This is a genomic window from Streptomyces sp. NPDC102437, assembly GCF_044765565.1.
Taxonomy (GTDB): Bacteria; Actinomycetota; Actinomycetes; order Streptomycetales; family Streptomycetaceae; genus Streptomyces.
In genome coordinates this window covers 1-14,116 of record NZ_JBIWKI010000082.1, presented here as the reverse complement: position 1 = coordinate 14,116, position 14,116 = coordinate 1, and the positions used below count along the sequence as shown (strand labels likewise).

At 68.6% G+C, this 14,116-nt stretch carries 12 protein-coding genes and 3 pseudogenes; 10 read left to right on the top strand and 5 right to left on the bottom strand.

Features of this window, described 5'->3' with window-relative positions:
* Positions 1 to 244 precede the first annotated feature (244 nt).
* Positions 245 to 554 (top strand): annotated as a pseudogene (locus ACIRJP_RS40450) (helix-turn-helix domain-containing protein); the annotation flags it as partial.
* A complete protein-coding gene (locus ACIRJP_RS40445) occupies positions 455 to 955 on the top strand; it encodes a transposase (RefSeq protein WP_404185931.1) in 501 nt (166 codons plus the stop codon). The pseudogene ACIRJP_RS40450 and the gene ACIRJP_RS40445, both read left to right, overlap by 100 nt.
* A gap of 135 nt (positions 956 to 1,090) precedes the next feature.
* Here the strand turns inward: ACIRJP_RS40445 and ACIRJP_RS40440 are convergent, their stop codons facing one another.
* On the bottom strand, positions 1,091 to 1,585 hold the full coding sequence (locus tag ACIRJP_RS40440) for a DUF3237 domain-containing protein (RefSeq protein ID WP_404185929.1): 495 nt from the start codon (positions 1,583 to 1,585) through the stop codon (positions 1,091 to 1,093).
* Positions 1,586 to 2,930: 1,345 nt separating this feature from the next.
* Here ACIRJP_RS40440 and ACIRJP_RS40435 point away from each other — a divergent pair.
* Positions 2,931 to 4,283, top strand: a complete 1,353-nt coding sequence (locus ACIRJP_RS40435) for a serine hydrolase domain-containing protein (protein WP_404185927.1) — start codon at positions 2,931 to 2,933, stop codon at positions 4,281 to 4,283.
* A gap of 19 nt (positions 4,284 to 4,302) precedes the next feature.
* Here ACIRJP_RS40435 and ACIRJP_RS40430 read toward each other — a convergent pair whose 3' ends face one another.
* A complete protein-coding gene (locus ACIRJP_RS40430) occupies positions 4,303 to 4,509 on the bottom strand; it encodes a hypothetical protein (protein WP_404185925.1) in 207 nt (68 codons plus the stop codon).
* Between the two features lie 25 nt (positions 4,510 to 4,534).
* Positions 4,535 to 4,815: pseudogene (locus ACIRJP_RS40425) on the bottom strand (IS5/IS1182 family transposase); the annotation flags it as partial.
* A gap of 32 nt (positions 4,816 to 4,847) precedes the next feature.
* On the opposite strand from ACIRJP_RS40425, the gene ACIRJP_RS40420 reads away from it, so the two are divergent.
* Positions 4,848 to 5,387 (top strand): winged helix-turn-helix domain-containing protein, encoded by a 540-nt coding sequence (locus ACIRJP_RS40420; protein WP_404185923.1) that lies wholly within the window; start codon positions 4,848 to 4,850, stop codon positions 5,385 to 5,387.
* Positions 5,303 to 5,977, top strand: coding sequence for a transposase (locus ACIRJP_RS40415; protein WP_404185921.1), 675 nt, complete (start codon positions 5,303 to 5,305; stop codon positions 5,975 to 5,977). The genes ACIRJP_RS40420 and ACIRJP_RS40415 overlap by 85 nt, the downstream gene beginning before the upstream one ends.
* Here the strand turns inward: ACIRJP_RS40415 and ACIRJP_RS40410 are convergent.
* Together ACIRJP_RS40410 and ACIRJP_RS40405 are read right to left on the bottom strand one after the other, a co-directional pair.
* Positions 5,950 to 6,099 (bottom strand): annotated as a pseudogene (locus tag ACIRJP_RS40410) (transposase); the annotation flags it as partial. The gene ACIRJP_RS40415 and the pseudogene ACIRJP_RS40410 sit on opposite strands and share 28 nt — an antisense overlap.
* A 62-nt stretch (positions 6,100 to 6,161) precedes the next feature.
* Entirely contained in the window at positions 6,162 to 7,181 is a 1,020-nt protein-coding gene (locus ACIRJP_RS40405) for a LacI family DNA-binding transcriptional regulator (protein WP_404185919.1), read from the bottom strand.
* A 146-nt stretch (positions 7,182 to 7,327) separates the two neighbouring features.
* Between ACIRJP_RS40405 and ACIRJP_RS40400 the strand changes: the two genes are divergently transcribed.
* From ACIRJP_RS40400 to ACIRJP_RS40380, 5 genes are all read left to right on the top strand, one after another.
* The gene (locus ACIRJP_RS40400; protein WP_404185917.1) at positions 7,328 to 8,632 is read left to right on the top strand and encodes an MFS transporter; all 1,305 of its coding nucleotides are present in this window, start codon (positions 7,328 to 7,330) and stop codon (positions 8,630 to 8,632) included.
* Entirely contained in the window at positions 8,629 to 9,249 is a 621-nt protein-coding gene (locus tag ACIRJP_RS40395) for an alpha/beta hydrolase fold domain-containing protein (protein WP_404185915.1), read from the top strand. The genes ACIRJP_RS40400 and ACIRJP_RS40395 overlap by 4 nt, the downstream gene beginning before the upstream one ends.
* Entirely contained in the window at positions 9,246 to 11,936 is a 2,691-nt protein-coding gene (locus tag ACIRJP_RS40390) for a family 78 glycoside hydrolase catalytic domain (RefSeq protein WP_404185913.1), read from the top strand. Before ACIRJP_RS40395 ends, ACIRJP_RS40390 begins: the two co-directional genes overlap by 4 nt.
* A 233-nt stretch (positions 11,937 to 12,169) precedes the next feature.
* The gene (locus ACIRJP_RS40385; protein WP_404185911.1) at positions 12,170 to 13,651 is read left to right on the top strand and encodes an amidase; all 1,482 of its coding nucleotides are present in this window, start codon (positions 12,170 to 12,172) and stop codon (positions 13,649 to 13,651) included.
* Positions 13,652 to 13,693: 42 nt separating this feature from the next.
* On the top strand, positions 13,694 to 13,846 hold the full coding sequence (locus ACIRJP_RS40380) for a hypothetical protein (RefSeq protein WP_404185909.1): 153 nt from the start codon (positions 13,694 to 13,696) through the stop codon (positions 13,844 to 13,846).
* The last annotated feature ends 270 nt before the right edge of the window (positions 13,847 to 14,116 follow it).

Below are 14,116 nucleotides of genomic sequence, written 5' to 3'. Positions count from 1 at the left end.
GAAGGTCTCGACGAAGGCGAAGACGTCGGCGCGCGCGGTGGCCCGGTCGGGCCAGGTGCGGGTGCCGATCTCTTCTTTGAGCAGAGCCCAGAAGCTTTCCGCGGCGGCGTTGTCGAAGCACGATCCGGTGCGGCCGCAGCTCTGCCGCAGGCTCAACTCCCGTACCCCTCGCCGGAATTGGTCTGACGTGTATTCGGCGGATTCAATCGATCGTCGCAACACCCCGTGAGCTGGAGGTTTGCGCGTGGGTGTGGGTAATCGGCAGCGGGCGGTCCGGCAGTACCGCGGGCAGATGCCCTCGCCGGGTCGGCCGGGTCTCGCGTGGCGTGAGGGTCTGGTCCGGTTCTGGCAGGGGATTGAGCGTGGGCTGAGCTCGGTGGATGCTGCGGCCTCGGGTCGGGGTGTCCCCAGCCGTGGGTTCACGGTGGTTTCGTCATGCTGGCGGAGTGAATCCGTGCCTTGCCCCGACGGTGTCGGGCCGCTACCTGTCGTTCGCCGAGCGAGAAGAGATCGCCCTGTTGCGTACCCAGGACTTCGGCGTGCGTGCGATCGCGCCCAGTGCCACCCCTGCCCGGCCCGCGCCCAGTGCACCACCTCCCGCGAAGGCGCCCGCAACGTCGGGTTTCCTCCACGCGAGCTCCGCGACCTTCAACTCCGCGTCCGAACCGAGCAACAAACGCCCGAGTGGAAGACCCGCTACGCGGTCCGCTCAGGAGTAGAGGGCACGGTCAACGAGTTCGCCCACGGCCACGGCATGCGCCGCAGGCGCTACAGAGGACAGGACAAGGCCCACCTCCAACACGTCCTGACCGCCATCGCCGTCAACATCGAGCGTCTCAGCAGCCTGCGACCGACCGCGGAAGCACCCCCGCGCCGCCGGCCGACCGCCTTCCAGAACTACCTCGATCAGCACGAGATCCCCTGGCCGAGGTCCTGGCGAACCCTGGGCAGCTGACCTCGGTAACTCCAAGATCCCCGACAGAGTCAAGAGCCCGGATCTACCGCCTCGTTGTGCTGGCGGATGCGGCTTTGGACGGACAGGTGTCCTCTGGCTTGGGATGATCTCGGTTGCACGCCCTCGCGACGGCGGTCAGGCCACGGAATAGAAGCGGATGGCGACTTCGGAGTCGTCGCCGCGGGCGAGACCGATGAAGACGGTGCGGGCGAGCCAGAGATGGGCGGGGGCGTCGGTACGGAAGACGGGGGAGGTTCGGTAGTACACGCCCGCCTCGGACACCTGCAGGACGCCGTCGTACTGAGCAGGGACAGTGGGATCGTCCTCGTGGTAATAGCCGCGGTTGGTGATGTCGATGACCGCGCCGTCATCGGCTTGAAGGAGGTATCGGGCATCGAGCTGGTAGACCCCGCGGCGTCTGTCGCACCAGTCGCCGCCGCTGGCCAGGACAGTGCCGCGCAGGCGGGGTCCATCAACAGTGCCCCCAGTGATGGGGACGTACTCGGTAATCTCGCCGGCACCATGCCCGATGTGCAAAGAGGGAGCGAGGAAGACACGGACCTCGAAAGCGAAGTCGAGAGCGGGAGTGAAACCCGACCCGACGACGGTCTGCGACTCTGAGGCAATCACGGCACTCCGTAAGGCTGCAGGGCTGGCGCGGCGGACGGCGGATCCTAAACAAGCCACACCCGACCCGGTCAACGGCGTTGACATAAGAAGCCGTGTCTCAACCGAACGTGATCCGTTGATTTCTGCTGGTCAGGCATGGTTTCGCTCGAGGTGAGGGATGCATGCGGCGTCTTGTGTCCGCTTCATGACCGAGGGGTGCGCGGTGGCGTCAGTGCTGGGAATGCTGGAAGAGCGGGAGGCGGCTGCCCGGGTGCGGGTGAAGGGCCTGCGGGAGGAAGCCGCGCGCCATTGTCCTGTACGGCAGTGGTTCGTCCCGGAAGTCCTTCGGGGGCCGACTTCGGAACCGTCGGCACTACTCGAAGTGGCCCCAACGCGTGGCGCCGCCATGGCCAGTCGGCCCGATTCCGGACGCGGGCGTGCCCCGCCCGGAATCGGGCGGGGCACGGACTCACCGAGCAGGGCAGCACCTACTTGATTCCGCCCCCAGCCCAGCGGCACTCTGCGACATCACTTCCGACTGGCGAAGACGTCGTCTTCAGCGCGGGCAGCCGCGGTGGCTGGGGCCTCCAGGCCCCGGCGAACTCTGAGAAGGCGAGGGCGAGCGCCCCGGCGAGTGCGCAGACCGCGGCGGGGAGTCGACATTGTTGCCAGAAATTCGCGAAACGCACCCGGTGCGCGCTCTCCCCTGACTCGTGGCACGCCTCGCGCCCCTGGCCGACGGGCCGTTGCCGGGCCGGACTCGTCGGGGTGATCATGAGGGTCAGGGGAATGGACGGGGAGGGATGCCGTGGGCGTGGGCGTGGGCGCGGTGGGTCGGCGGGGTGCGCAGCGGGGCGGCTGGGACGATCCGGGGCCCGGCAAGGGGCTGCACATTGACATCGCCTCCGGGCCCTTAACTTCGCGGCATTGCGTCCTCGCCGCCCACACCCAACTACGCTTCCCCCGGCCCACAGCCGAAGACCTCCGTCGGCCATGGGAACGGCCGGCACGACACGGACGCCTCACGCCCTCGCGCGTCCGCCGAGGATTTCGCCGCCTCCACAGGAAGACCCCTCAGCTGACCAGCGCACCGAAATCCGGCACCGCGGCCCCTGGCCGGCCGATCGGCTCGAAGAACAGGTGCCGAGCCCGCGAGCCCCCCGTTGGAAAGCAAAGCAAATCGGACACTGCGCAGTCCGCCTCAAAGCGGCAGGCAGCATAAACGCCAAGCTTAGGGAGGGCCGGTACCTGACAAATGTCATCTCTTCCTGTGAACAAGGTCGTTCCGAGGGTGGACGGATGGTCGGTGTGGCGCGCAGAGGATAGAGGTATCTGCCATGCACACCTGATGAGATGGGATCCGCTTATGCGCAACACCCACCCGAGCACCTGCGCCGACCGCCGGAGAGCGCGCCTGGCCGCCGCGGCATCGGCGGCCCTGTTGTCGCTGGCGGTCGGTGCGCTTCCGGCCGGGGCCACCGCCCCGCCACCGGCCTCCGTCTCCACCGCCACATCCGCCGCCTCCACCACGTTCAACCTCGATCGGAAGGCGTTACGCGCCTCGCTTGAGGCGTTCCACCAGGCGGGGATGTACGGGGCCTATTCATCGGTCAGGGACGGCTCCGAGCGGTGGCGGGGGGCGGCAGGCGTCGCCGACATCGACACCGGACGGCCGATGCGCCCCGACTACGAGCACCGGATCGGCAGCATCACCAAGACCTTCACCTCGGTGGCTGTCCTCCAGCAGGTGACCAAGGGCCGGATCGACCTGGACGCCCCGATCGGCGACTACCTTCCGGAGCTGGTGCCGGGCGAGCGGGGCCGGAAGGTGACGGTGCGGATGCTGCTCAACCACACGAGCGGCATCGCGGACTACATACTGCCCGCCTTCCCCAAGCTGGTGAAAAACCCGGAACAGGCCTTGGACGAGGGCCAGTTCCGCAAGCTGGCCCCAGAGGAGCTGGTCCGCCTCGGCCTGGCGGCCGAGCCGCCGGCGCCGCGCGGCAAGCACTCGTACGCGAACACCAACTACATCATCGCCGGGCTGCTGTTGAAAAAGGTCACGGACCAGGACCCGGAGTCGTACATCACCAAGAACGTCATTCGCAAGGCTGGACTGCGGCACACGTACTTCCCGCGCTCCGCCCGAATCCCAGGACCGCACGCCAAGATGTACGAGTCGTTCTACGGCACCATCGAACCGGCGCGTGACTACAGCGTCTACGACATGTCCTGGGCCGGGACAGCCGGTGCGATGGTCTCCACGACGAACGACCTCAACGACTTCTATCGCCAGCTCCTGGGCGGGAAGCTGCTCGGCGCGGCGGAGCTGCGGGAGATGAAGACGACGGTTCCCCCGTACGAGCCGGATGCGGGACAGGAGGTGGCGATGCGGTACGGCCTTGGCCTGTACACCCTCAAGATGCCCAGCGGCGGCTGGTACTGGGGCCACGACGGTGGCGTGTTCGGGGCGGGGACCTGGGCGATGTCCACGGAGGACGGGCGCCGCCAGGCCGTGATCGGCTACAACCTGATGAAGTACGAGCGGTTCGGCGATGACGGCGAGCCGCTGCCGAACCCGATCGGTGACGCACTGTTTGGATACATGGACGGAGCGCTGAGCGGTGCCCCGGCCGAGCGGGCCCCTGGCGCGTCGCAGTTGCCCGGTGCACAGCAGTTGCCCCAGCGTCTGCTCGCCCCCGAGCAACTGCGGAGATAGGTCACGTATCCGGCTGTGATCAATCTGCAGGACGTGACCCGGTAAGTCGCTGGGTGTCCTCGCCGCCGTCGGCCTCATCGTCCTGGTCCTCGCCGTGCTGACCGAGGAACCGGGCAAAGGCCCGGTCCGCGCTGGCCAGCAGGGCCGGGGAGGGAAGGCCGTAGACAGGCGACTGGAGGCCGCTTCCCTCCGCGGCCGGGGCGGTGCTGTCCGAGTGTTTGCGCATGGGACCCCGCCTCTCCGACTGGTGGGTAGCAGCAGAGGGCGAGGCCGAGGAAGGCCAGGTAGTTGCGGGGGTGGCGTTCGTAGCGGTGGTTGAGTCTGCAGTAGCCGGTCAGCCACGACGTTGGGTACCCACCTTCGGCGTCCGCCGTTCGCTGGATTCGATTCCTTTGCGGGCGATGCGGACGCCGATACGTTTCCCTCGGAGCCATCTCCGCAGTTCAGGTATGCCGTAGGCCTTGTCCGCGTGGAGTTTGCGGGGTTTACTGATTTCGGCGTTTCGGGGTCTGGATTTGTGTCGGGAGGGGTGACGCGGTCCGTCCGGGCTGGTACGCCGGAGGCATGCGGTATCCGGACGGGGGCGGGCTGACCGCCGAGCAGCGCAGGCGCCGGGAAGAGGTACGGATGCGGGCCGTCGACCTCTTCGATGGGGGCGTGGAAGTCCCGTGCATCGCCCGGGAGTTACGGGTGAGCGAGAAGTCGGTCTACCAGTGGCGCCGCACTTGGAGGACGGGCGGACGCGAGGCGCTGCGTTCCAGAGGCCCCTGCGGCTACGACTGTCGGCTCGGCCCACACCTGCAGACCAAGCTCGCGATGTGGCTTGATGAGGGGCCGGCCGCGCACGGCTGGGCGGACGACCAGGTGTGGACCGCCGCGCGGGTACGCACGCTGATCGGGCGGAAGTTCCACCTCTCCTACAGCGTCTCCGGGGTCACTCGGCTGCTGCACCGCATGGGCTACAGCGTGCAGATGCCCGCCCGGCCCGCCGCCGAACGCGACGAGGACGCGATCACCGCATGGCGGGAGGCGACCTGGCGGGAGGTAAAACCCTCCGGGCGGCGACCGGCGCGTTCATCTGCTTCGAGGACGAAGCGGGCGTGACCGGTCGGCCGCCCAAGGGCCGCACCTGGGGCCGGCGCGGCATCACCCCGAGGGTCAAGGTGTCCGGCCGTAGCCGGGGACGTCTCTCGGTGGCCGGTCTGCTGTGCTTCCGGCCGGGCCTGCCCGCCCGTCTGTGCTACCGGCTGCGTCGGCACACCGGCCGCAAGGGCGAGCGTCGCTCGCTGGGCGAGGCGGACTACATACGCCTGTTGGATGGCGCCCACCAACTGCTCAAGGCCCCGCTGATCGTGGTGTGGGACCGGCTGAACACCCACATCTCCAAGACGATGAAGGCACTCGTTGCCGAGCGGGACTGGCTGACGGTGGTCCTGCTGCCCGGGTATGCGCCCGACCTCAACCCGGTCGAGGGCCTGTGGGCGCACATCAAGCGGAGCCTGGCCAACCTGGCCGCCCGCACCCTCAACGAGCTGGAGACTCTGCTCCGCAGGCGGCTCAAAGCGCTGCAGTACCGGCACGGCATCCTCGGCGGATCCTCGCCGGGACGGGCCTCGCTCTCGACAGACCGGACAGACCCTAATACGCCGAAGTCAGTAAGGTTCCAGCCGCGGTGGGGGTCGTGTCTCGATTGAAGACCGGCCATCATGGGCTTCAGGCCGTGGCTGTCGTGGGTGTTGGCAGCGGAGAGCCCGACGACGAGGGGCAACCCCTTCGCGTCCGACAGGACGTGCATCTTGAAACCCGGCTTGCCCCGGGGCGTTTGTGTGAGCACAGCACCGTGGTCCAACCCCCTCACGGGTTGAGCTGGACACGCTTTCAAGTCGAGCGGCGTGTGACGAGGCGGGTGACGCCGGGTCCGGGTTGCTTGGGTTCCTGTGCGCCTCGAAGACAGTGCAGCAGGGTGGTGGCTGCGTACTGGGCCATCGCCTGCGAGTCGATGGCGATCGTACTGAGCGGAGGATCGGTGAGTGCGGCGGTTGCGATGTCGTAGACGCCGATGACAGCGAGGTCGTCCGGGGCGGCGAGCCCGTTCAGGCGCAGACCGGCGAGGAGCGCGAGAGCGGTGATGTCGTTGTAGGCGCACACCGCTGTCACGGCCGGGTCCTGCCGGAGCCAGTCGGCGATGGCCTCGGCGGCCGCCTCGGGCGTGTGGGGGATGGTGTGGACAACTGGGTCGGGCAGTCCGTGCGCGGCGCAGGCGCGGCGGGTGTGGTGCAGGCGCAGCTCGGCCTCGTGCTGGAGCCTGGGGGCGGCGGGGACGGCGTAGCCGAGACGGCGGTGCCCTGTGGCAACGAGCGCGTCGACCTGGGTGCGGGCGATGTCGTGCTCAATGCTCTGGACCCACCGGGCCAAGGGGTCGTCGACGCCAAAGAGTTCCATGATCACGGTGATGCCCGCTTCGCGCATCGCCGTTCTCTCGTCATCGTCGAGCTGGAAGGCGATGACCGCTGCCGGGGTGACGGAGCGCCACAGGTGGTCCAGTGTGCGTCGGCCGCGGGCCCACGGATAGGTCAGCAGGGTCAGCCCGGTGTCCGCCAGTGCGTCGGCGAAGTGCTCGATGAGCGCGTCGAGCTGTTCGTGCGGGGGCAGTTCGGCGGGCTGGAGGGCCAGGACGATGTCGCTGTGGCCGCGGCTGAGAGCCCGGGCCGCGGCCGAGGGCGAGTAGCGCAGCCGGGCGGCGGCCTCCCGTACGCGCTCTCGGGTGGCCTCGGGGATCTTCTGGTGCGGGGTGTCATTGAGGACGTAACTCACCGTGGCCCGCGACACGCCCGCTTCGCGCGCCACGTCGACGCTGGTGGCGCGTCGCGCTGCCCCTCGGCCTTGGCGTGACGTCACGCACAGCTCCGTTCGTGTGGGTTGTCTTCCCCGATCTTCGCAGTCTACGGTGCTGGCAACCCGCTTACCCGCGTAAGTGACGCCTGTCAGTATTGGTCGTGCGGAACAGGCGGAGGAAGGTGCAGTCAATGAGGACTGGGGAGCCGATGTCCGAGCAAAAACGCACCAACGGCCCGTGGAAGGTCGCACTGCTCGCCGGTATGGCCTCCTACCTCGACGCCGGGGCGCTCATCTCCTCCGGCCTGGCCATCGGCACGCTGTTCGAGGAATCCATGCATCTCAGCGACGGGACGGTCGGAGGCATCCTGGGGGTGCAGACGCTCATGGTGGCCGCCGGAGCGGTCCTGGGCGGCCGAAGCGGCGACCGCTACGGGCGGCGGAAGGTCTTCACGCTCTCGCTGATGCTCTTCGCGGCCGGTGCCACTGTTCTGATCGCCGCAACCGGTCCCGCCATGGTGTGGATCGGGGCGACGGTCATCGGCGCGGCGGTCGGCGCCGACCTGCCGGCCTCTTTGGCGATGATCAACGAAGAAGCGCCGGAGGGGATGAAGGGGAAAATGGTCGCGCTCTCGGAGCTGCTGTGGGGCACCGGGATCCTGGTCGCCTCCCTGCTCAGCGCGATCACTGCCGACCTGGGGGCACTCGGTGCACGCATTCTCTTCGCGCACCTGCTGGTCGTGGCTCTCGTCGTGCTGGTGCTGCGCATGACGCTGGGTGAGTCGGCGGAGTGGGCCCGGGCGCGGCAGACGACGGCGACGGCGGACAAGACAGCCGCGGACAGCGCGGGACGGGGGCGCCCGGGCCCCGTGTTCCGAAAGCCCGTGATCGCAGCAGTGGCCGCGACGGGCCTGTACTACGCGGCGTGGGGCGTAGGCGCCAACACACTTGGGCAGTTCGGGTCCTACATCTTCACCCACCTGACAGACCACTCCGCGGCCACGTGGTCGCTCCTCTCCCTGCTCGGCATACCGCTCGCCGCCGGCACGGGCCTGATCCTGCTGCGGGTGGTGGACACGTCTGCGCGCGGCCGGTGGTTCGCGGTGGGCTCAGCGCTCCTGATCACCGCATGGGCCCTGCCCGTCTTCCTCGGCCCCACCGCCGCGACACTCGCAGCAGCCAGCGTCCTGCTGGCCGCCAGCACGGGCCTGGCAGGAGAGACGATGTACAAGGTCTGGTCGCAGGAACTGGTACCGACCCTGCTGCGCGCCACGGTCCAGGGAACGACCTTCGCGTTCAACCGTGTGGTCGCCGCCGGGTTCGCCTTCGCCACCCCCGCCCTCGCCCGGCACCACCCGACCCTGCTGTTCTCTCTCGTCCTCGCCCTGGCCCTCGGCGCCTCCCTCATCGGCCTGCTGTGGATCCCGCGCCTGTCCAAAGCGCGTGAACTCGACCATCGACCGCCCTCGTCCGATGTGCGTGCGGTCGACATTTCCCCTGAGGTGATCACATGAGCGGGAACGTGAAGACGAGCCGGCAGCACCGTGCCGTGGTCCAGGCCGCACGTTTGGTCCGCTACAACCGCCTGTGGGCATCCAGCCTGCTGGCCCGCCTAGCCACGCGCAGGGCAGCACGGGCCGCACGGCGGGGGGCGGAAGCTGTCACTGTCACCGGCGACTCCGCGGGCGGTGACCTGGCGCTGGCCGCAGTACAGCACCTGGTCCACCGGGGAGAGACGCCACCGGACCGGCTGGTGCTCATCTCGCCCTGGCTGGACGTCACGCTCGACGACCCCGCGAGCCTGGAGATGGACGACCCGCTGCTGAGCGTGGCTGGCTCGCGCGCCTGCGAACGGCTGTGGGCCGGGGACCTCAATCCCGCAGACCCCATGGCCAGCCCCATGTTCGGGCCGCTCACCGCTCTGCCGCCCATCACCGTCTATGCAGGCACCCTCGACGTCCTTTACCCGGACGCCGCACGGCTCGCCGAACGTGCCCGGGCCGAGGGCGCAGCCGTGGACATCGTCGTCCGCGAGGGCCTGGTGCACACCTGGTCGCTGTTCACGTTCCTGCCCGAGCCCCGGGCCGTCTGGCCCCAGCTCCACCCCGCACTGATCGGAGACACCGCGTGATCCCGTCCGCCCCGTCCACCACCAGGATCGTGCACGCCGTCAGGCTGCGTACCAACGGCCGCGGAGCCCCGCTGGGCATCGACGACCCGATGCCGTCCTTCTCCTGGCAACTGGCCGCCCCAACATCCCCTGCGGAACAGGGCGGCTACACGATCCAAGTGGCAGAGGATGGCGACTTCGACGGCACCCTGGTGTGGGACAGCGGGCACGTCGTGGGCGACGAGCAGACCGGCGTACGTTACGCGGGGCCGCCCTTGGCCTCCTGCACACGCTATGCCTGGCGTGCCAGGCTCCACGACATTGGCGGCGCCGCCAGTGACTGGAGTGAGCCGGCCGTCTTCGAGACCGGTGTCCTGGACGGCGGGCGGTGGCGGGCATCGTGGATCAGCGGCCCACCGGTCACCGCCGACAACGTGGCGGCCCTATACCTGCGCGGCCGGCTGCAGCTGCCGGCCGCTGTCGTGCGCGGACGCGCCTACGCGAGCGCGCTGGGCTGGTACCGGCTGTTCGTCAACGGCACCGACCTCACCGGCCCCGCCCTGGTGCCACGCTTCACCCCACTGGACAAGGTGGTGGAATACCAGGCCTACGACGTCACCGAGCACTTCCGTGAAGGCGCCAACATCGTCGGCATCGCCGTCGGCGACGGCCGCTACCGCGGCCGACTGGGCGTGCTCTCCCGCCGCAGCGTCTACGGCACCCGGCTCGCCGGATTCGTGCAGGTCGAACTCGACCTCGCCGACGGTACTTCGGTGTGCTTCACCACGGACGAAGACTGGAGCGCGGGCACGGGCCGCATCACGCGCTGTGATCCCAAGGACGGCGAACACGCCGACCTGAGCGTCCCGGACAGCGACTGGCTCACCGCCCCCCAGCCGCCGGACCGCTTCAGCCCCGCACACACGCTGCCCTCGCATCCCCGACGGCTGATCGCCGAGGAAACCGCACGCGTCGGCGAGATCGACCGGCTGCCCGCAGCACGCATCTGGCGCTCCCCCAGCGGCCGCCAACTGGCTGACTTCGGACAGAACTTGTCCGGCGTGGTCAGCCTCCGTCTGTCCGGACCGGCCGGCACCCGCGTGCGGCTCACCCACAGCGAACTCCTCACACCCGCCGGGGAACTCGACACCGACTACATCCTCGCCGACAAGAGCAAGCCCTGGTACCAGCGTGACGAGATCACCCTCAACGGCACCGACACCTGGTACCAGCCGTGGTTCACCATCCACGGCTTCCGCTACGTCGAGATCCAGGGCATCGCCCAGGACCTGACCGCCGACGACATCGAAGCCGTGGTGCTGTCCTCACAGCTCGAACAGGCCGGGACATTCGCCTGCTCCGACGAACGGCTGACCCGGCTGTGGCACAACGTGCTGTGGAGCACCCGCTCCAACTTCACCGACACCCCCACCGACTGCCCCACCCGTGAACGCTCCGGCTGGACCGGCGACATCCAGGCATTCACGCCCACCGCCACTGGCATGGTCGACGCGCACACCTTCCTGACCCGCTACCTGCGCAACCTCGCCCTCGAGCAGTTCCCCGACGGCCGGGTGCCCCCGTTCGTCCCCGCCGAGGCGTCCACCACCTCCACGCGACGGGCCACCTGGATGCTGGCCCGTACCCTGGCCAACTCCACCGGCTGGGGCGACGCGGCCGTCCTCATCCCCTGGAACCTCTTCCGCTACTACGGCGACAAGGCCATCCTGGAGCGGCAGTACCCCAGCATGCGCGCCTGGGTCGAGTACATGGCCCGCATCGCCCGCAGCCGGCGCGGCCTGCCCCGCCGCGTATCCCGCCGCCGCGCCGGGACCCTGGAGCGGTACATTCTCGACAGCGGCTTCCACTGGGGCGAGTGGCTGCGACCGGGCGAACAGTTTCCCGCCAACGCTCTGGAAGGCACCATGCGCGGCGCCGTCGTAGCTACCGCCTACCTCGCCCACTCCTCGCGCGTTCTCGCCCAAACAGCCACCGTGCTGGGGCGCGACCGGGACGCCCACCACTACGACGCGCTATCCGAGAACGTCCGCGAGGCATGGCGAGCTGCCTTCCTCCACCCCGACGGCACCATCGGCACTGACCGGCAGGACGACTACGTCCGCGCCCTCGCCTTCGGCCTGCTGCGCCCCGCGCAACGCCCCCGCGCTGCCGCCCGGCTGGTGAGCCTCATCGAAGAAGCCGGCCACCACCTGGCGACCGGCTTTTTGAGCACCCCCATGCTGCTCCAGGTCCTCACCGACACCGGGCACGCCGACACCGCCTTCAAACTCCTGCTGCAGAGCTCCCCGCCGTCCTGGCTCCACCAGGTGGAACTGGGCGCCACCACTATCTGGGAAACCTGGGAGGGCTATACCGAAACAGGAGAAGGAACCGCCTCCCACAACCACTATGCCTACGGCAGCATCGCCTGCTGGCTGCGCGAAACACTCCTCGGCATCACCCCCGCCGAACCCGGCTACCGCCACATCCGCATCGCCCCCGTCACCGGCGGCGCCATCAAAACCGCCGAAGGAACCCTTCAAACCCCCTACGGCCTCGTCGGCAGCGACTGGCGCGACAACGGGGATGGCGGCGAACTGAACGTCACCATCCCACCGGGAACACGCGCAACGGTGCACCTCCCCGACCACACGGTCCACCCCTGCGGCCCCGGCCCACACTCCTACACCTGGAAACTGCCCGGCTGAGAGATTGATTCAACCTCGGCGCTTGCGGAATAGAGCGTCAGTGGGTGAGTGGAGTGGATGGCCGTCACCGTCCGTTCCGGCAGCGATGCGTTTTCACTCCGCGGCAGTGGCGCGCAGGTGGGCTCTCAGCCGTTGCTCCAGGCCGTGGATGAGTGCGGTGATTCCAATGTTGAAGGCGGGCTCCGTGGCCTCCTTCACCCTTAAAACTAAGACCTCTAGTTAAAGAGAGTGGTATGGAATACAGCGAGTACCGGAACTTCGATGCGGTCGGCCTGGCCGAGCTGGTCGCCCGTGGCGACGTGTCCGCCGCAGAGCTGCTTGCGGTGGCGATCGGCCGGGCAGAACAGGTCAATCCCCAGGTGAACGCGATTGTGTATCCCATGTACGAAATCGCGCAGAAGCGGGCCGCAACGGAACTGTCCGGACCGTTCGCCGGTGTGCCCTTCCTGATTAAGGATCTGATGCAGGACTACGCGGGACTGCCCACAGCCGGCGGTTCACGGTCCCTGCGCGGGCATGTCGCACCGGCCCACAGTGCGGTCGTGCAGCGATGGCTCGACGCCGGACTGGTGATCTTCGGGAAAACCAACACACCAGAGTTCGGCAGCAAGCCGGTCACCGAGCCCGCCGCGGCCGGCCCGGCCCGCAACCCGTGGAATCTGGGTCATACCCCCGGAGGGTCCTCCGGGGGTGCCGCAGCGGCGGTGGCAGCTGGGATCGTTCCGGTCGCCGGGGCCAGCGACGGAGGTGGGTCCATCAGGATTCCGGCGGCGTGCTGCGGCCTGTTCGGGCTCAAGCCGGGCCGCGGTCTAGTGCCCTGCGGCCCGCACCATGCCGAGTATCTGCTCGGCGCGGCGACCGAAGGCGTGATTTCCCGGTCCGTGCGCGACACCGCGGGAATGCTCGACGTCCTCACGGCCATCCCTGACAGGGGCGGTCCCTACCTGTCCACCCTCCCCGCCGAGCCCTATGCACATCTGGTCGGTCGAGACCCCGGCCGACTGCGCATCGGATACCTGACGAGCTCCCCGATCGGGACTTCCGTCGGCGACGAGGCGGTCACGGCGGTCGAGCATGCCGTAACCCTGCTCACCGGACTGGACCACGAGGTCGAGCCCGTCGAGCTGGATATCGACGGACATCAGCTCGCCCAGGACTTCTCGCTGATGTGGTCGGTCGAAGTCGCCGCCACCATCGCGGAAATCCAACGCACCACAGGCGCCCGTACCGGAGACATCGAACTCGACAGCCGTCTGCTCGCAGCTGCGGGAAGGGCGGTGCAGGCCCCCGAGTACACGGCCGCACACCAGCGATGGAACACGCACACCCGTGCGCTGGCGGCATTTCACGAGCGCTACGACATGCTGCTCACGCCGTCCCTGGCGCGGGCTCCTGTACGCGTCGGGGAACTGGAAACCCCCCGTGCCACCCGCCTGTTGGGTGAATTCCTGCTGCGAGTGCGACTTCTCGGCCCCTTCTCCAGGACGAAGCTCTGGGCCGACCAGGTCACTGCCCACCTCGCGACCGTCCCCTTCGCTCAGCTCGCCAACATCACGGGCCGGCCGGCCATGTCCGTCCCCTTGTACCGCACGCCAACAGGTCTCCCGCTGGGCGTCCAGTTCGTCGGCGGTCTCGGCAGCGAACAGACCCTCCTGGCTCTCGCCCACCAACTCGAAGTCACTCAGCCCTGGGCCGACCATCAGCCACCCCTGTAACGGATCGGGCACCGCTTTCCCCGCGTCGAGCCCAGACGACGGATGCGGGACTACGTCCGTGGTCTGCCCGGACCCGTGGGGCGCAAGAACTCCTGGCAACTGGCCGAGTTCGCCGGGCACTCCACCCCCGACGGGCTGCAGCACCTCCTGTCGGATACGTCGCCGAACACCTCGGCGCCGACGACGACATCCTGATCACCGACGACACCGGCTTCGTCAAGAAGGGCATCACCTCGGCCGGGGTGCCCCGGCAGCACTCCGGCACCGCCGGGGCTTGTTCCTGAATAACTGTCAGGGTTGATCTGCTGGGTGGTTCTCGTCGGACAAGCGGGCTCGGATCTGTTCCAGGGTGCGGGGGGCGATCCGGGCTGGGCCTTGACCCCTGATCCTGAACACGGGTTATGCGGCTTCGGCCAGCGTAGTTGATGTTGTTCGGAGTGCTTGTTCGTAGGCGATGGGGCTGCG